Raw genomic sequence first — 17,963 nt, 5'->3', positions numbered from 1 at the left:
CTCCTCCTAACATTTTATTTATTTTTACCGACACTGAGTTTGTTCTCTGTACCGGCTAACAGACGTTTGATATTTTCTTTGTGCTTGTAAAATGCAGACAGCATCAGAAGTGCAGCGATAATATACATTTCCATTAAATGCGCACCCTGCATTCCAAATCCGCCCATCTTCCCATATACAATAATCTCTATCAGATAAATGATAACAACTGCCAGTGATCCGAGTGATACATATCTGGTCACTCCTACGATCAAAACGAAAGACACAAGACAGATCAGTACCATCCATACATTTGTTGTACTGACAAGAAGACCTGCCGTAGCCGCAATTCCCTTGCCTCCTTTAAAATGCATGTAAAACGGATAGTTGTGTCCAAGCACCGCACCCATTCCTGCATACATAGAAAGAAGCGGAAGAATGTCTCCATAATTTTTCGCAAACAGAAGATGCACGACCACTACTGCGAATACACATTTGAAGCAGTCACCTAAAAATGTCACCGCTCCTGCTTTCCAGCCCATTGTGCGGAGTGCATTCGTTGTTCCTGCGTTGCCGCTTCCCTGTTTGCGGATATCTACATGATGTGCCTTTCCATAGAGATAACCGGTCTGGAACAGTCCAAATATATAGCCGATCACCAAACATACGATACGTTCCATAACTAACGGTCTTTCTCCTTTCGCTCACGAATAAAAAACTTCAGTGAAGTTCCCTTAAAGCCAAAAGCTTCCCTGATCTTATTCTCCAGATATCTGGTATATGAAAAATGCATTAGCTCTTTGTCATTTACAAAGATGACAAAACTCGGCGGTTTAACCGCAACCTGCGTAATATAGTAAAGCTTCAGACGTTTTCCTTTGTCTGACGGTGGCTGCTGCATGGCAACCGCCTCTGACATAATCTCATTCAGGACACCTGTAGCAACACGAAGTGTCTGATTCTCGATCACCATGTCGATCATATCGAATAATTTCGGAAGTCTCTGCCCCGTCTTTGCAGACACATACATAATCTCTGCATAAGGCATAAATGAAAGAATTCTTCGAACTTCATTCTCATACTCACGCATTGTCTTATCATTCTTCTCAATTGCATCCCATTTGTTCACAACAATAATGATGCCTTTTCCTCTCTCATGTGCGATCCCGGCAATCTTCGCATCCTGTTCTGTCACGCCTTCTTCTGCATCGATCACGATCAGCACCACATCTGCACGTTCCACCGCAGTTACTGTACGGATAATACTGTAACGTTCCAGTTCTTCTTTGATCTTATTCTTGCGGCGGAGTCCTGCTGTATCGATAAATACATATTCTTTTCCATTATGCATAATGTTCGTATCAATTGCATCTCTTGTTGTACCGGCAATATCTGATACGATTACACGGTCTTCTCCGACCAGCTTGTTGATGATCGAAGACTTTCCAACATTCGGCTTGCCGACGATTGCCACGCGTGGACGTTCATCCTCTTCCTCTTCCCCGGTATGTTTCGGAAAATACTTGATCACAGCATCTAACATATCGCCGATCCCGAGACGTGAAGATGCAGAAATCGGATGTGGATCACCGATTCCCAGATTATAAAACTCATATACATCTGCCATGAATTTCTGAAAACTGTCCACTTTATTGACAACAAGCACGACCGGTTTGCCGGAACGTCTGAGCATATCTGCTACTTTCGAATCGGCATCCACCAGTCCCTGTCTTACATCTGTAATGAAAACGATCACATCCGCAGTATCAATTGCGATCTGCGCCTGCTCTCTCATCTGTGAAATAATAATATCCTTGCTCTCTGGTTCAATACCACCGGTATCGATTAATGTAAAGTCTCTGTCAAGCCAGCTGGTGTCTGCATAAATACGATCTCTTGTTACTCCCGGAGTATCTTTTACAATCGATATCTTCTCGCCTGCCAGCACATTGAAAAGCGTTGACTTTCCTACATTCGGCCTTCCTACGATAGCCACTACTGGTTTACTCATCTTTTATCTCCTATACTTTATATCTTTATGAATCTTTTGTTATCTGTTATTCTTTTTCGTGTTTCAAAACGGCTTCTATAAAATCTCGCCCGCTTGATTTTACAATATCTGTCTTTACTTGTAAAGCCTCTTCTACCTGATCTCTTGTCAGATCGTCCAGAAAATCCTGCTCCTGTATACGCACCATATTACATGGAAGAAGCAGACATGTTCCAAGCGGCTGATCCGTAAGCTGGCTGATCAGATCTCTTCCGGTAATCAACCCTGACACGGTAATCTTCTCTCCAAAGAAATCATTGCGTATACCATAGACATGGATCTTTGTCTTTGTGTATTTCTTTTCAATCGCCGATGCCATCCTACAAATCAATGGATACGCCAGCACTCCTGTCGCAATTGACACTTCACGTTCTGTGTCATCCCCCTCCAGCCCGGCATATTCTTCTGCAAATTCATTCTGTAAAAGCCGCATCATGCCAACACCGTTCTCCAGTTGCAGATAACCATCATAGCGTTCCTCTTCCGGCATCTCTTCTTCAGCGAGAATATACCATTCATCTCCGGCATGAATGAAATGATAACCATATTCATCATATGCCTTTTTCTGCCATTTATGGATAATGGACAGCACTTCTTTCGCATCTTCCTTCGTGAATGATTCCAGCGGATACAGTCCTTCTCTGTATTTCGTAAGCCCAACCGGTACAACCGACACGCTCTGAAGACACGGAAGATACTTCATCATGTCACGTATGCTCCTCTCCAGCTCCTCGCCATCGTTCACACCTTTACATAATACGATCTGACCGTTCATCGTAATTCCACCTTCATACAGCCGGTCGATCTTCTTAAGTGCTTCACCTGCAAACCGGTTATGCAGCATCTTACAGCGAAGTTCTGGGTTCGTCGTATGAAAGGATATATTGATCGGCTCCAGATGATACCGTATGATACGGTCCACATCATCATCACTCATATTCGTCAGGGTGATATAATTCCCCTGTAAAAAAGACAGTCTAGAATCATCATCTTTAAAATATAATGTCTCGCGCATCCCCTTCGGCATCTGATCAATAAAGCAAAACATACATTTATTCCTGCAGGAACGATATTCATCCATCAGTCCCTGTCCAAATTCAATTCCCAGATCATCCTCGTAATCTTTCTCAATCTCCAGTTCCCACTGTTCTCCCGTCGACTTTTCAATGAGCACCGTCAGAAAGTCATCATTTACCAGAAAGTGATAGTCAAAAACATCCCCAATCTCCTGTCCGTTGATCGAAATCAGCCTGTCTCCTTTTTCAATTTCCAGTTCTTCTGCGATACTTCCCGGAAGAACTTTATCAACAATGTGTACATGTTTCATATATACGCCCTGTTTCCTTTCTCTTTAACTATATTATTATAACTTACATAGACAGAATTGACAAGAAGAGGAAAAATAGTCATTTGGAAAGATTGACCTGTTCCTATAAATAGTGGTATAAATAAATAAGAGCTATAAGCGAAAAAATATACTTAAGGAGATTATTATGCCAAACATAAAATTAATGGAATCCTCTTTACCGGTGGCACCGTTAAAGATTGCCGCACATGCAAGTTGTATTGATCTCGGAAAGAAAGTAAATGATTATATTGTTTCTTTTCGCCAGAACACACTGACAGAGAATCACACTTCTCCTTTATTCCGTGCGTACAGTACCGACAACTATCTGATTGACTGTGACTGTCCACGTTTCGGCACTGGTGAATCCAAGGGACTTCTTGGTGAATCCATCCGTGGAAAAGATCTTTTTGTAATGGTTGACGTCTGCAACTACAGTTTAACCTATACTGTAAGTGGTCATTTGAACCATATGTCACCGGATGATCATTATCAGGATCTGAAACGAATCATTTCTGCTGCAAACGGAAAAGCACACCGTGTGAATGTAATCATGCCATTTCTGTATGAGAGCAGACAGCATAAACGTACCAAACGAGAATCTCTGGACTGTGCACTCGCACTTCAGGAACTGATCGATATGGGTGTCAGCAATATCATCACTTTCGATGCTCATGATCCACGTGTACAGAATTCAATTCCATTACACGGATTTGACAGTTTCAACCCACCGTATCAGTTTATGAAAGCACTGCTCCGCGCTGAACCGGATCTGATTGTAGACAAAGATCATCTGATGATCGTAAGCCCGGATGAAGGTGCAATGCATCGTGCCGTTTATTTTTCAAACGTACTTGGTGTAGATATGGGAATGTTCTACAAACGCCGTGATTATTCTACCATCGTAAATGGGAAAAACCCGATCGTTGCCCACGAATTTCTCGGTACAGATATCAAGGGCAAGAACATTATCATCATTGATGATATGATTTCTTCCGGTGAGAGTATGTTAGACGTTGCAAAACAGATCAAAGAGCGTGGCGCCCGCCGTGTATTTGTCTGCACAACTTTCGGCTTATTTACAGAAGGCTTTGAAAAGTTTGATGAATATTATGAAGCAGGGTATATCGACCGCGTAATTACAACAAACCTTACTTATCTTCCACCGACTGCACTTGAGAAGCCTTATTTCGTAGTTGCCGATATGAGTAAATTCATTGCGCTGATCATCGATTCTCTGAATCATGATATCACAATGAGTTCCGTACTCGTTCCGACAGATAAGATTCACAAACTGCTCGACAGACATAACACTGATCTTGCTGCCAGACATATTATTTAATTCTTACATAGATTATAAAATGATGATAACAATTCTTCCAAATTATTATAATACCTGGGAGAATCTGTTATCGGCAATTTATACTAATACAACAACAGCAAAAAAAGAAAGGTGACTTGCATACTCTGCGAATCATCTTTCCTTTTTATTTATAACTTCTATTCTTCTGATTCCTGATTTTCTTTTGCTCTGCTTAGTGTCTTTGCCGTAAAGTCACAATACTTCTCACCATTCTCCAGCTTCTGACCTTTGGCTTCTGCCATCTCAGAAATTGTCACAAGTTGATAGCCCTCTTTTTCCAGTTTCGGGATCAGTTTCAATGCAGCATCCACACTTTCTGTATGAATATCATGCATCAGGACGATATCACCATCCCCTACATTGTTCATAACCGTTTCAATCGTCTTCTGCGCATTTCTTGTCTTCCAGTCTAAAGTATCAATATTCCACAGGATCATCGGCATCTTAACCTTCTCATGCATAACACCACCGATTGCTCCATATGGAGGTCGAAGCACAGTTGCTCCTCTTCCGACTATTCCTTTTATCAGATCATTGGTCTTATCTACCTGATCCTTCAGGCCCTTGGCATCCTGTTTTGAAAGATTCGCATGATTATAAGAATGATTTCCCAACTCACAACCAATCTCTTTCATCTTCTTCAATGCATCTTTATGAATAGAAACATTCTGTCCGACCATAAAGAATGTTGCATGTGCGTTGTACTTCTCCAATGCCTTCAACAGCTCCAGCGTTCTTGGTCCCGGGCCATCATCAAATGTAAGCGCTACCATAGGTTTCTTCGGATCAACTTTTCCCGCTTTTTTAGAAATCAGATTACCTTTTTTGTCAAATTTGCAGACAGACAGACCAATATTCACTTCGCCGGTTACCATCTTTCCATCATTTTCAAAATAATATGTATTCTTTCCAATCTTCTGCCAGCCGGTTACTGCTCCTCCGGACTTCGTCATATAATACTTATCCGAGCCATTCTTCTGCCAGCCGGTCTGCATGATTCCTTTTTTATTGAAATGATATGTTGTACTCTTAATTGTATGCCAGCCAGTCGCCATCTTGCCATTCTCATCAAAATAATAAGTATCACCACGGGATACAACAAAATCAGATTTGACATAAGTACCATCGTAACGTTTAAATTTATTCTTCTCCCACCGTCCGACTTTATTCTTTACACGGACTTTTCCGTCCTTGACTGTAAGCTGTATTTTCTTACTCCAGTCATCATCCAGCTTCTTCTGTAAGGACTCACTCAGCTTAATTGTTGCTTTATAACTTCCCTCTGTCTTCGGATCAACTTTACAGATAATCTTATAGCCTTTTCCCTTTTTCAGATCTCTGATAAAATCCTTTGATGTATATTTGCTTTTCTTGTCCAACGTAGGTCCATCATCCTTCTCAACTTTTACCTTCGCCTTCAATGTTGGAACATCTTCTCCCTGCAATATTGCAACATTCTCAAATTGCAGTGTCAGTACAGCTTTTTTACGAAGAACTCCGGCTATCATATATGCAAGAATTAATACGATACATACTGCGACAATTGTAATCAGACAGCGCATCTGCCGATCCCTTTTTCGTCTCTGCTCATGTTGCTTAATTCCATATTGATGCCTTGTGCCACTCATTCGTATTCCCCCTCATTCCATAATCTTTTTCAACACTTATTCAGTATACTCTTCTTCGACATAATTCGCAATGAAAGTAATATTACTTTTTTATTAAGAATCCTTTAAGATTGTTACAAAAATCCCCTTGAATTCCAATTACTGAAAATCAAGGGGATTGCATCATCTGTCCTATAATTTTAAGCCAGAATACGAACCCGGAGTACCTCTCCTACCGCTTTTAATTCTTCTACAACACCTGCCGGCACCGGTGAATCAATGTCGATCATTGTATATGCATATTTACCTTTACTCTTATTTGTAAGATCTGCAATATTCATATTATCTTTTGCCAAAATCGTTGTAAACTGGCCGATCATATTCGGTACATTGTGGTGCAGAAGCAATAATCTCGTATTCTCTCCACGAATGCCCATATCACAGTCCGGATAATTGACAGAATTTTTTATATTTCCATTTTCCAGATAATCTTTCAGCTGTTTTGCTGCCATTACTGCACAATTGTCTTCTGCTTCTTCTGTAGATGCTCCCAGATGCGGGATAACAATTGCACCTTTTACTCCTGTCACTGTAGGTGTCGGGAAATCTGTCACGTAATGTTTCACATGTCCGGATACAAGTGCATCTACCATTGCTTCTTCATCTACAAGAATATTTCTTGCAAAATTCAGTATTACTACTCCGTCTTTCATCAGACTAATCGCATGCTTATCGATCATTCCTTTTGTGCTGTCCAGTGCCGGAACATGAATCGTAATATAATCACAGTCACTGTATAACTCATCCACTGTTTTAGCATGATGGATACTTCTGGAAAGTCTCCATGCAGAATCAACAGACACATACGGATCATATCCATACACATCCATGCCAAGGTGTGTCGCTGCATTGGCAACCAGAACTCCGATTGCTCCAAGACCGATCACTCCAAGTTTCTTTCCTTCCAGCTCACAGCCTGCAAATGCTTTCTTCGCCTTTTCTGCGTCTTTGGCAATATTGCCGTCTTCTTCATTTTCCTGTACCCAGCCAATACCGCCAATGATATCTCTGGATGCGAGCAGCATGCCTGCCAGCACCAGTTCTTTAACTCCGTTTGCGTTTGCACCCGGTGTATTAAATACAACAATACCTTCTTCTGCGCATCGCTCCAATGGAATGTTATTCACGCCGGCTCCGGCTCTTGCCACTGCTTTCAGATCTTTTGAAAATTCCATCTCATGCATAACAGCGCTTCTGACCAGAATCGCATCTGCTTCTTTCGCCTCGTTTACAGGTGTATATTCTTCTGTCAACTGATCCAGCCCCACCTGAGAGATTGGATTCAGGCAATGATATTTATACATACTACAGATTCTCCTCTTCAAATTTCTTCATAAATGCAACTAATGCTTCTACGCCTTCAATCGGCATTGCATTGTATATACTTGCACGCATACCTCCGACTGTACGATGTCCTTTCAGATTCTCCAGTCCTGCAGCTTTTGCTTCTTTTACAAATTTCGCATCCAGTTCTTCATCTCCTGTAACAAAAGGAACATTCATCAGAGAACGATCTTCTTTTACAACTGTTCCTTTGAACAGTTTACTCTGATCCAGATAATCATACAGGATCTTTGCTTTCTTTTCATTACGCTCTTTCATGGCAGCCAGACCGCCCTGTTTTTTCAGCCATTTAAATACTTTTCCGCAAATATAAATGCCATAAGCCGGTGGTGTGTTATACAGAGATTTTGCATCTGCCTGTGTCTTGTAAGTCAGCATTGTCGGTGTACCCGGCAGTACATCTTCTGTGATCAGATCTTCACGGATGATCACAATCACTACTCCTGCAGGTCCGATGTTCTTCTGGACACCGCCATAGATCACACCATATTTGCTTACATCTACCGGTTCGGACAGGAAGCAGGAAGATACATCTGCTATCAGCGTCTTGCCCTTTGTATTCGGTAATGTTTTGTATTTTGTTCCATAAATCGTATTATTTTCACAAATATATACATAGTCTGCATCTTCAGAAACCGGGAGATCACTGCAATCTGGGATATAAGAAAATGTTTTATCAGCAGAAGATGCGATACGGTTTACTTTTCCGTATTTTTCTGCTTCTGCTGCGGCTTTTTTTGCCCACTGTCCGGTAATAATATAATCTGCCACTCTGTTCTTCATCAGGTTCATCGGGATCATGGCAAACTGCTGTGATGCACCACCCTGTAAAAAGAGCACTTTATAGTTATCCGGAATGTTCATCAGTTCTCTAATATCCGCTTCTGCAGTGTCAATAATTTCTTGGAACGACTGCGAACGATGACTCATTTCCATTACCGACATGCCGGTTCCATTGTAATCCAACATCTCGTCTGCTGCTTCTTTTAATACCTCTTCCGGCAAAACTGCCGGTCCTGCTGAAAAATTGTACACTCTTTTCATAGTCGTTCCTCCATCTAGCTAATTTATATGTTATTTTGTTTCCAGATCGGTCTCGTCAAAAGCTTCGCTGATCGCAGCTCCAGGTGCTACCATCGGCCATACTTTATCATCCTGATCGATCTGACAGTCTATCACAACAGGTTTCCCTGATGCTAACGCTTCTTTGAACGCCTCTTTAAATTCCGCCTGTGTTGTTACGCGAACACCTTTGGCACCCATTGCTTCTGCCAGTTTTACAAAATCTACTGCATCATTCAGTACAGTTGCTGAATAACGCTGTCCATAAAACAGATTCTGCCACTGGCGTACCATACCAAGTACATGGTTGTTGATAACAACCTGAATCACCGGAATGTTATGTCGGGTTGCTGTCGCAATCTCATTCATATTCATACGGAAACATCCGTCTCCTGCAATGTTGACAACAGTCTTATCCGGTCTTCCGGTCTTAGCTCCAAGAGCAGCTCCAAGTCCATATCCCATCGTTCCAAGTCCGCCGGATGTCAGCAGTGTTCTTGGCTTCGTATATTTGTAATACTGTGCTGCCCACATCTGATGCTGTCCAACTTCTGTGGAAATGATTGCTTCACCATTTGTCTGGCGGTAAATCTCCTCTACAATGAACGGACCTGTAAGCGCTTCCGGATGATAAGTCAGTGGATATTTTTCTTTGTAATCCATAATTTTCTTCATCCATTCCGGATGGCTCTGCTGCTCTAATTTTGCATTTATTTTTTCAAGAATTACTTTGATATCTCCAACTACACCTTCTGTGATCAGCACGTTTTTGTTCATCTCTGCTGCGTCTACATCAAACTGTAAGATTTTTGCATTCTTTGCAAATTTCTTTGCATTTCCTGTTACACGGTCACTGAATCTTGCACCCACTACGATCAAAAGATCACACTCGCTGACTCCGTAGTTGGATGCTTTTGTTCCATGCATTCCAAGCATTCCTGTATATGCCGGATCGTTTCCTGGAAATGCACCTTTTCCCATAAGGGAATCCGTTACTGGCGCATCTACTTTCTTCGCAAATGTATATAATTCTTCACTTGCTTCGGAAAGGACAGCTCCTCCCCCTACAAATATGTACGGTTTCTTAGATTTTTTAATTAATTCCAATGCTTCCGCTAGTTCTTCTTCTGAAATCTTATCAGATGGTTCTACCGGTTTGATCTCCTCTTTTATATGTTCTGTCTTATTTGCTGTAACATCTTTCGGAATATCAATAAGGACCGGTCCCGGTCTTCCGGATTTGGCGATCACGAACGCTTTACGGATCGTGTCAGCCAGATTGGCCACATCTTTTACAATATAATTATGCTTTGTGATCGGCATTGTAATACCGGTAATGTCAATTTCCTGAAAACTGTCTTTTCCAAGAAGTGACACTCCTACATTACAGGTGATCGCTACTACCGGAATAGAATCCATGTATGCGGTAGCGATTCCCGTCACAAGATTCGTAGCACCCGGTCCGCTGGTGGCGAAACATACACCAACTTTACCGGTTGCTCTTGCATATCCATCCGCTGCATGTGCTGCGCCCTGTTCGTGGGAAGTCAGGATATGAGTAATCTCATCACTGTGTTTATATAATTCATCATAGACATTTAAAATTGCGCCTCCCGGATATCCGAAAACAGTATCTACGCCCTGCTCTTTCAGACATTCGATGACGATCTCTGATCCTGTCAACTGCATACCTATCTTTCTCCTGTTCTGTAACCTTACTCTCTTATGTCTTGTCTTATGACTGTTTTGGAACTTCCAGAATAGCTCCTCTGTTTCCGGATGTTACCATAGAAGCATATCTTGCCAGATAACCGGTTGTAACTTTCGGCTCTCTCGGTGTCCATGCTGCTTTTCTCTTAGCCAGTTCTTCATCAGATACATCCAGTTCCAGTTTCAGATTCGGAATATCAATCTTAATAATATCTCCTTCTTCAACTAACGCAATCGGTCCGCCAACTGCGGCTTCTGGTGAAACATGTCCGATGGATGCTCCTCTGGATGCTCCACTGAAACGTCCGTCTGTAATTAAGGCAACACTGGAGCCAAGTCCCATTCCTGCGATTGCAGAAGTCGGGTTCAGCATCTCACGCATACCCGGTCCACCTTTCGGTCCTTCATAGCGGATTACAACTACATCACCTTTTACAATCTTGCCACCCTTGATTGCTGCGATTGCGTCTTCTTCGCATTCAAATACTCTTGCCGGTCCTTCATGTACCAGCATCTCATCTACAACTGCGGAGCGTTTTACAACACTTCCGTCCGGTGCAAGATTACCTTTCAATACTGCAAGTCCGCCTGTTGGTGTATATGGATTGTCGATCGGACGGATAACTTCCGGATTTTTGTTGACTGCTTCTTTAATATTTTCTCCGACGGTTTTACCTGTAACCGTCATACACTCTGTATGCAGTAAGCCTTTTTTATTCAGCTCGTTCATAACTGCATATACACCGCCGGCTTCATTCAGGTCTTCCATGTAAGTCGGGCCTGCCGGTGCCAGATGGCAGAGGTTCGGTGTCTTCTCGCTAATGCCATTTGCAAAATCGATTTCAAAATCCATACCGATCTCATGAGCGATTGCCGGCAGATGCAGCATACTGTTTGTAGAACATCCCAGTGCCATATCTACAGTCAATGCATTTAAGATTGCTTCTTTTGTCATAATATCTCTTGGGCGGATATTCTTCTCAAGCATCTCCATAACTTTCATACCTGCATGTTTTGCAAGGCGGATTCTCTCAGAATATACGGCCGGGATCGTTCCGTTACCGCGGAGTCCCATTCCAAGCACTTCTGTCAGACAATTCATGCTGTTCGCTGTATACATTCCGGAACAGGATCCACATGTCGGACATACTTTATTTTCAAATTCACACAGATCTTCATCTGTCATTGTTCCTGCTGCATTGGCTCCAACCGCCTCAAACATGCTGGACAAACTTCTCTTTTGTCCTTTTACATGACCTGCAAGCATAGGACCGCCACTTACAAATACTGTCGGCACATTAATTCTTGCCGCTGCCATCAGAAGTCCCGGTACATTCTTATCGCAGTTCGGCACCATAACCAGTGCATCAAACTGATGTGCCATTGCCATTGCTTCCGTAGAATCTGCGATCAGATCTCTTGTTACAAGGGAATATTTCATTCCGATATGTCCCATTGCAATTCCGTCACACACAGCGATTGCCGGAAATACAATCGGTGTTCCACCTGCCATGGAAACTCCCTGTTTTACCGCATTAACGATTTTGTCCAGATTCATATGTCCCGGCACAATCTCATTATATGAACTTACGATTCCGACCAGTGGTCTTTCCATCTCTTCCTGTGTAAGACCAAGTGCATTAAATAATGAACGATGCGGTGCCTGCTGTTTTCCTTTTGTTACTGTATCACTTCTCATGTTTCTTTCCCTCCTGTAACCTTATTGACATTCCTATTCGATATATCCTGCGATCAGGTCTCCCATTTTCTCAGTTCCAACCTGTGTCTTTCCTTCTGACATGATATCAATCGTACGATATCCTTCTTTTAATACTTTTTCAACCGCATTCTCAATTGCATCTGCTTCTTTATCCAGATCGAAGCTGAATCTTAACATCATTGCCGCAGATAAAATTGTTGCGATCGGGTTTGCGATTCCTTTTCCTGCAATATCCGGCGCAGAACCGCCGCTTGGCTCGTACAGGCCAAATTTGGTTTCATTAAGGCTCGCACTTGCCAGCATTCCGATGGAACCGGTTACCATACTTGCTTCATCAGATAAAATATCTCCAAACATGTTCTCTGTAAGAACTACATCAAACTGTTTCGGATCTCTGACAAGCTGCATTGCACAGTTGTCAACGAGCATATGTTCCAGTGTCACTTCCGGATAATCCTTCGCAACTTCTTCTACAACTTTTCTCCACAATCTGGAAGAATCAAGTACGTTTGCTTTGTCTACACTTGTTACCTTCTTTCTGCGCTTCATAGCAATGTCAAAACCACGCTTTGCAATTCTGCGGATCTCATTTTCATTATATGTAAGTGAATCGTGCGCAGTTATCACGCCGTCTTCTTCTATGGTCTTTCTCTCACCGAAATAGAGACCTCCTGTCAGTTCACGCATGATCATCAGATCAAATCCGCCTTCTGTAATTTCTTCTTTTAATGGGCATGCGCCTTTCAGTTCATCATAAAGAATCGCCGGTCTTAAGTTAGCAAATAAATTCAGTTCTTTACGAATCTTTAAAAGTCCTGCTTCCGGTCTCTTGGACGGCTCTAACTGATACCAAGGTGAAGTCTTTGCATCTCCTCCGATGGATCCCATCAGCACTGCATCACTTGCTTTTGCTTGTGCAACTGTCTCACTCGTAAGTGGTACTCCGTGTACATCAATAGAAGCTCCACCCATCAGAAGCTGTGTGTAATTGCATGTATGTCCGTAAACATCTGCAACTTTGTCGAGAACCTTCATTGCTTCTGTTACAATCTCCGGTCCGATTCCATCCCCTTTGATCACACCAATATTTAAATTCATAATCGCTCTTCCTTCCTATGTAAATATATCTTTCAACGCACTCACGTATCTATAAGAACCTGCCACCGGCAAAATCTTTCGAATATTATATCACTTAAAACAGAGTGCGCTCTGTTAATATAAATAATATACATCCTATAATATCTTATTTCCTTACAGCTTTCAAGACTTTAATACGCTAAAATTACAAATTATCTGCGCCGAAACCAAGTGGCAATAATTCTTTCAGGCTGTAAGTTACATATTCATCCTGACTTTTTGCCAGAATAATCTCTAATTTATCAGGATCTGCGAACTCCTGCATCACCTGTCTGCACACTCCGCATGGCGGGCAATAAGTATGCATACCTTTTGTATCTTCATTCACTATACAGATCTTTGTAAAATGTCGTTCTCCTTCACTGACCGCTTTAAAAAATGCCGTTCTCTCCGCACAGTTGCTTGGCGTATATGCAGCATTTTCAATATTACATCCGGTGTAGATTTTTCCACTCTCTGTAAGAAGCGCCGCACCGACTTTAAATCCCGAATACGGTACATAGGCATATTCAAGCGCAGAAAAAGCTTCTCTGATCAGTTGTTGTATACTGTCCATCTGTCGCTCCTTCCTTATATTTTCTGTTTTTTCCGATCTTCTCTTATCAGGCTACGGATTGCCTCAACCGCAGTTTTTATTGGAAGTTCCGTATCATGAACTACCGGATTGTCCAGACCTTCTTTTGCGCGTTCCTGGTTTGCCATCACCAAAAGCACGGTTCCTATCCGCACGCGAAGATAACTTCCTACTATATACAATGCAGCAGATTCCATCTCAGACGCAAGGCAACCCATTCTCTTCCATGCTTCCCATTTGTTCAGCAGCTCATAGCTTACCGGTTTGCTCTCCGGTGTATGCTGTCCGTAAAAGGAATCTTTACTTTCCACTACCCCGGCATGATAGGGAACGCACATCTCCTTCGCCGCTCCGATTAATGCATTCACAACTTCTATATCTGCTACAGCAGGATATTCTATCGGCGCATATTCTTTACTTGTTCCTTCCATGCGGACTGCTCCGGTTGCAATAACCAGATCTCCGCTTTTTACAGAAAGATCAATTCCTCCGCTTGTACCGACACGGATGAATGTATCTGCTCCTGCCTTTACTAATTCCTCCAGAGCAATTGCCGCCGAAGGACCTCCAATTCCGGTAGATGTGACACTGACCTTTACTCCGTTCAGTGTTCCGGTATAAGTTACAAACTCCCGGCTGTCTGCAACCAGTTTTGCATCATCCAGATGTTCTGCAATCTTCTTACAGCGTTTTGGATCTCCCGGAAGAATAACATACTTTCCAACTTCACCGGGTGCGACCTGTATATGATACTGTCTGTTTGGATCTTCCGAATAATTCACCATATCCCAATCCTCCCTTATCATTTTTCTTCTTATTATATCATGTTTTCCCGGATAGCTCCATAGCTGCCATTTGTCACAGCATTTTCCTCATCACAAAAAAAGAATGTGCCTTGGCACATTCCAGTATTTTCATATACTTTTATAAATATGATGCAGTCTTCAGAATCTCATTCGCATTCTGAATTCTTTCCTGCGTCGGAGGTTCGATGCCTTCCAGTCCGTAAGGGATACCAAGTTCTTTCCACTTGTATACTCCCAACGTATGATATGGAAGCACTTCCACACGTTCTACGTGATCAAGTTTCTCTATGAAATCATGCAGTTTCCATAAATAGTCGTCCCTGTCACTTCTTTCCGGCACCAGTACATGACGAATCCACATAGATTTACCTGTATCCGACAGGTATTTTGCCATATCAAGAATGTTGTCATTCTTCTGTCCGGTCAGAAGCACATGCTGCTCCTCATCCATATGCTTAATATCTAACATTACAAGATCTGTTACTTCCATCAGCTTTTCAAATTTAGAAAAGAATGGTTCTTCTCTTGTAAATGGATTACCACAGGTATCTAGAGTTGTGTGAACTCCTTTTTCTTTCGCTTTTGTAAACAGCTCCAGCAGAAAATCAATCTGCAGGAGTGGTTCTCCTCCACTGACGGTAATACCGCCCTTACTTCCCCAGTAAGAGCGGTATCTCAATGCTTTTTCAAGCAGTTCATCTGCTGTGTAAGGCGTTCCTGCCTGCATATTCCAAGTGTCCGGATTGTGACAGAACTGACAGCGCATTGCGCATCCAGATAAAAAGATCACATACCGTACACCCGGTCCGTCAACGGAGCCAAAACTTTCCAGAGAATGGATATATCCTTTCGTCATTGTTTTGCTCCTTTAATACTTTTCAAATCAAATGTTCAAACTACATCTGTTCGTGGCATGTTCTTGCGATTACGTCTAACTGCTGCTCACGTGTCAGGTCAATGAACTTAACAGCGTATCCGGATACACGGATTGTAAAGTTTGCGTATTCCGGTTTCTCCGGATGTTCCATAGCATCACGCAGTTTTTCTACACCAAATACATTGACATTCAGATGATGTGCTCCGCGGTCAAAGTATCCATCCATAACATGTACAAGGTTTTCTTTTCTCTCATCATCGCTGTGTCCAAGTGCGCTCGGGCTGATTGTCTGTGTATTGGAAATACCATCCAGTGCCAGCTCATATGGAAGTTTAGCTACGGAGTTCAGTGAAGCTAACAGACCGCTCTTCTCTGCGCCGTATGACGGGTTAGCGCCTGGTGATAACGGCTCGCCACCTTTTCTTCCATCCGGAAGAGATCCTGTCGCTTTACCATATACAACGTTAGAAGTAATTGTAAGGATAGATGTCGTTGGTACAGAATTTCTGTAAGTGTGGCATTTGTTCAGCTTGTGCATAAATGTCTTCAGAAGCCAGATTGCCATGTCATCTGCACGGTCATCATCGTTACCATATCTTGGGAAGTCTCCCTCGATCTCAAAGTCAGTTGTAATTCCGTCTTCGTCACGGATTGGTTTAACCTTTGCATATTTGATAGCGCAAAGGGAATCTACTACATGAGAGAATCCTGCAATACCAGTTGCGAAAGAACGTTTTACATCTGTATCGATCAGTGCCATCTGTGCTGACTCATAATAATATTTGTCATGCATATAGTGGATCATGTTCAGTGTATCAACATACAGCTTGCTTAACCACTCCATCATCTCGTCATATCTTTCCATCACCTCATCGAAGTCAAGATATTCCGATGTGATTGGTCGGTAAGCAGGTCCTACCTGAACTTTGTTCTTCTCATCAATACCACCGTTGATTGCGTATAACAGACACTTAGCAAGGTTTGCACGTGCTCCGAAGAACTGCATCTCTTTACCTGTCTCTGTTGCCGATACGCAGCAGCAGATTGAATAGTCATCGCCCCATACCGGACGCATAACATCATCGTTCTCATACTGGATTGAGCTTGTCTCTACGGAAATCAAAGCTGCAAACTTCTTAAAGTTCTCTGGCAGTCTTGAAGAATATAATACTGTAAGGTTTGGCTCCGGTGACGGTCCCATGTTCTTCAATGTGTGCAGGAAGCGATAATCATTCTTTGTTACCATAGAACGTCCATCCTGTCCAAGGCCAGCTACTTCCAGTGTTGCCCATGTCGGATCTCCTGAGAACAGCTCGTTGTAAGATGGGATTCTTGCAAATTTAACCATACGGAACTTCATTACCATATGGTCGATCAGTTCCTGAGCTTCTTTCTCCGTCAGTTTTCCGGCTTTTAAGTCTCTTTCAATATAAATATCAAGGAATGTAGAAATACGTCCGACACTCATTGCAGCTCCGTTCTGAGTCTTGATTGCTGCAAGGTATCCGAAATACAGCCACTGTGCTGCTTCTTTTGCATCTTTTGCCGGCTCTGAAATATCAAATCCGTAAGCAGCAGCCATTTCCTTCATCTCTTTCAACGCTTTGATCTGATCTGCAAGCTCTTCACGGAGACGGAAATCTGTTCCTTTCATACCATGTCTTGCATAACGCTCAAAATCATACTGTTTCTTTTCAATAAGAAAATCGACACCATACAATGCAACACGACGGTAATCACCTACGATACGTCCTCTTCCGTAAGTATCCGGAAGACCTGTGATGATCTTGTTATGTCTTGCTTTTTTCATCTCCGGTGTATAGATATCAAATACTCCCTGGTTGTGTGTTTTATGATATTTTGTGAAAATCTCATGCAGCTTTTCGCTTGGCTGATATCCGTAAGTTGTACATGCCTGCTCAGCCATCTTAATACCACCATATGGCATAAACGCTCTCTTAAGCGGTTTGTCTGTCTGAAGACCAACTACTTTTTCAAGATCCTTTGTTTCCTCACTGATGTATCCCGGTCCATAAGCTGTAAGTCCGGATACAACTTCTGTCTCCATATCAAGGACTCCGCCTTTGGCACGTTCTTCTTTCTGCAGTTCCTGAAGCTTTTCCCATAATGTGTTGGTTGCTTCTGTAGGACCTTCCAGGAAGGACTCATCTCCCTCATATGGTGTGTAGTTTTCCTGAATAAAATCTCTTACGTCTATGGAATGTCTCCAGTTCTCTCCGGAGAAGCCTTCCCACTGTTCACGCTGTGTCATCGCACATACTCCTTTCATCCTTCGTTTTCTGTTTTTCGTTGCAAAGTATATCATCTT

The 17,963-nt window shown here is 42.4% G+C and carries 14 protein-coding genes; 1 reads left to right on the top strand and 13 read right to left on the bottom strand.

The features are described from left to right. Positions 1-14 precede the first annotated feature (14 nt). Genes plsY through H8S07_RS05130 form a run of 3 tightly spaced genes read right to left on the bottom strand, consistent with a single transcriptional unit; the run spans position 15 to position 3,356 of the window. Complete coding sequence (plsY, locus tag H8S07_RS05140) at positions 15-659, bottom strand: glycerol-3-phosphate 1-O-acyltransferase PlsY (protein WP_021860676.1); 645 nt, start codon at positions 657-659, stop codon at positions 15-17. A gap of 2 nt (positions 660-661) precedes the next feature. After that, positions 662-1,990, bottom strand: a complete 1,329-nt coding sequence (gene der / locus H8S07_RS05135) for a ribosome biogenesis GTPase Der (protein WP_186855577.1) — start codon at positions 1,988-1,990, stop codon at positions 662-664. A 46-nt stretch (positions 1,991-2,036) separates the two neighbouring features. After that, the gene (locus tag H8S07_RS05130) at positions 2,037-3,356 is read right to left on the bottom strand and encodes a DUF512 domain-containing protein (protein ID WP_118288559.1); all 1,320 of its coding nucleotides are present in this window, start codon (positions 3,354-3,356) and stop codon (positions 2,037-2,039) included. Positions 3,357-3,522: 166 nt separating this feature from the next. Here H8S07_RS05130 and H8S07_RS05125 point away from each other — a divergent pair, with 166 nt between their 5' ends. Further along, complete coding sequence (locus tag H8S07_RS05125) at positions 3,523-4,716, top strand: ribose-phosphate pyrophosphokinase (RefSeq protein ID WP_021860679.1); 1,194 nt, start codon at positions 3,523-3,525, stop codon at positions 4,714-4,716. 158 nt (positions 4,717-4,874) lie between these two features. Here the strand turns inward: H8S07_RS05125 and H8S07_RS05120 are convergent, their stop codons facing one another. The 10 genes from H8S07_RS05120 to pflB all read right to left on the bottom strand — a co-directional run bounded on the left by H8S07_RS05120 (position 4,875) and on the right by pflB (position 17,906). Next, a complete protein-coding gene (locus H8S07_RS05120; RefSeq protein WP_117537321.1) occupies positions 4,875-6,365 on the bottom strand; it encodes a polysaccharide deacetylase family protein in 1,491 nt (496 codons plus the stop codon). Positions 6,366-6,544: 179 nt separating this feature from the next. Continuing rightward, positions 6,545-7,708 carry a phosphoglycerate dehydrogenase gene (locus H8S07_RS05115; protein ID WP_186855576.1) on the bottom strand — a complete coding sequence of 388 codons (1,164 nt, stop codon included), beginning with the start codon at positions 7,706-7,708 and terminating at the stop codon, positions 6,545-6,547. Position 7,709: 1 nt separating this feature from the next. Further along, a complete protein-coding gene (gene serC, locus H8S07_RS05110; protein WP_021860683.1) occupies positions 7,710-8,792 on the bottom strand; it encodes a 3-phosphoserine/phosphohydroxythreonine transaminase in 1,083 nt (360 codons plus the stop codon). A gap of 30 nt (positions 8,793-8,822) precedes the next feature. After that, a complete protein-coding gene (gene ilvB, locus H8S07_RS05105; protein ID WP_186855575.1) occupies positions 8,823-10,499 on the bottom strand; it encodes a biosynthetic-type acetolactate synthase large subunit in 1,677 nt (558 codons plus the stop codon). A gap of 46 nt (positions 10,500-10,545) precedes the next feature. Then, complete coding sequence (gene ilvD, locus H8S07_RS05100; protein WP_021860685.1) at positions 10,546-12,219, bottom strand: dihydroxy-acid dehydratase; 1,674 nt, start codon at positions 12,217-12,219, stop codon at positions 10,546-10,548. A gap of 33 nt (positions 12,220-12,252) precedes the next feature. After that, positions 12,253-13,338 carry a 3-isopropylmalate dehydrogenase gene (gene leuB / locus H8S07_RS05095; RefSeq protein ID WP_021860686.1) on the bottom strand — a complete coding sequence of 362 codons (1,086 nt, stop codon included), beginning with the start codon at positions 13,336-13,338 and terminating at the stop codon, positions 12,253-12,255. Positions 13,339-13,522: 184 nt separating this feature from the next. Continuing rightward, the gene (cdd, locus tag H8S07_RS05090; protein ID WP_117537324.1) at positions 13,523-13,933 is read right to left on the bottom strand and encodes a cytidine deaminase; all 411 of its coding nucleotides are present in this window, start codon (positions 13,931-13,933) and stop codon (positions 13,523-13,525) included. Between the two features lie 14 nt (positions 13,934-13,947). Further along, positions 13,948-14,736: a uridine phosphorylase gene (udp, locus tag H8S07_RS05085; RefSeq protein ID WP_117537325.1), complete on the bottom strand. Its 789-nt coding sequence runs from the start codon at positions 14,734-14,736 to the stop codon at positions 13,948-13,950. 139 nt (positions 14,737-14,875) lie between these two features. Then, the gene (gene pflA, locus H8S07_RS05080; RefSeq protein ID WP_021860689.1) at positions 14,876-15,613 is read right to left on the bottom strand and encodes a pyruvate formate-lyase-activating protein; all 738 of its coding nucleotides are present in this window, start codon (positions 15,611-15,613) and stop codon (positions 14,876-14,878) included. A gap of 40 nt (positions 15,614-15,653) precedes the next feature. Further along, entirely contained in the window at positions 15,654-17,906 is a 2,253-nt protein-coding gene (pflB, locus tag H8S07_RS05075; protein WP_118660524.1) for a formate C-acetyltransferase, read from the bottom strand. Positions 17,907-17,963: the final 57 nt, after the last annotated feature.

Source organism: Dorea hominis, from assembly GCF_014287705.1.
Taxonomy (GTDB): Bacteria; Bacillota; Clostridia; order Lachnospirales; family Lachnospiraceae; genus Dorea_D; species Dorea_D hominis.
The sequence above is the reverse complement of the archived record's forward strand: the minus strand, read 5'-3'. Positions and strand labels throughout refer to the sequence as shown.

Bases quoted from the DNA above. Each gene is read 5' to 3' on its own strand.
- plsY (WP_021860676.1), bottom strand. From the start codon at position 659: ATGGAACGTATCGTATGTTTGGTGATCGGCTATATATTTGGACTGTTC.
- der (WP_186855577.1), bottom strand. From the start codon at position 1,990: ATGAGTAAACCAGTAGTGGCTATCGTAGGAAGGCCGAATGTAGGAAAG.
- H8S07_RS05130 (WP_118288559.1), bottom strand. From the start codon at position 3,356: ATGAAACATGTACACATTGTTGATAAAGTTCTTCCGGGAAGTATCGCA.
- H8S07_RS05125 (WP_021860679.1), top strand. From the start codon at position 3,523: ATGCCAAACATAAAATTAATGGAATCCTCTTTACCGGTGGCACCGTTA.
- H8S07_RS05120 (WP_117537321.1), bottom strand. From the start codon at position 6,365: ATGAGTGGCACAAGGCATCAATATGGAATTAAGCAACATGAGCAGAGA.
- H8S07_RS05115 (WP_186855576.1), bottom strand. From the start codon at position 7,708: ATGTATAAATATCATTGCCTGAATCCAATCTCTCAGGTGGGGCTGGAT.
- serC (WP_021860683.1), bottom strand. From the start codon at position 8,792: ATGAAAAGAGTGTACAATTTTTCAGCAGGACCGGCAGTTTTGCCGGAA.
- ilvB (WP_186855575.1), bottom strand. From the start codon at position 10,499: ATGCAGTTGACAGGATCAGAGATCGTCATCGAATGTCTGAAAGAGCAG.
- ilvD (WP_021860685.1), bottom strand. From the start codon at position 12,219: ATGAGAAGTGATACAGTAACAAAAGGAAAACAGCAGGCACCGCATCGT.
- leuB (WP_021860686.1), bottom strand. From the start codon at position 13,338: ATGAATTTAAATATTGGTGTGATCAAAGGGGATGGAATCGGACCGGAG.
- cdd (WP_117537324.1), bottom strand. From the start codon at position 13,933: ATGGACAGTATACAACAACTGATCAGAGAAGCTTTTTCTGCGCTTGAA.
- udp (WP_117537325.1), bottom strand. From the start codon at position 14,736: ATGGTGAATTATTCGGAAGATCCAAACAGACAGTATCATATACAGGTC.
- pflA (WP_021860689.1), bottom strand. From the start codon at position 15,613: ATGACGAAAGGATATATCCATTCTCTGGAAAGTTTTGGCTCCGTTGAC.
- pflB (WP_118660524.1), bottom strand. From the start codon at position 17,906: ATGACACAGCGTGAACAGTGGGAAGGCTTCTCCGGAGAGAACTGGAGA.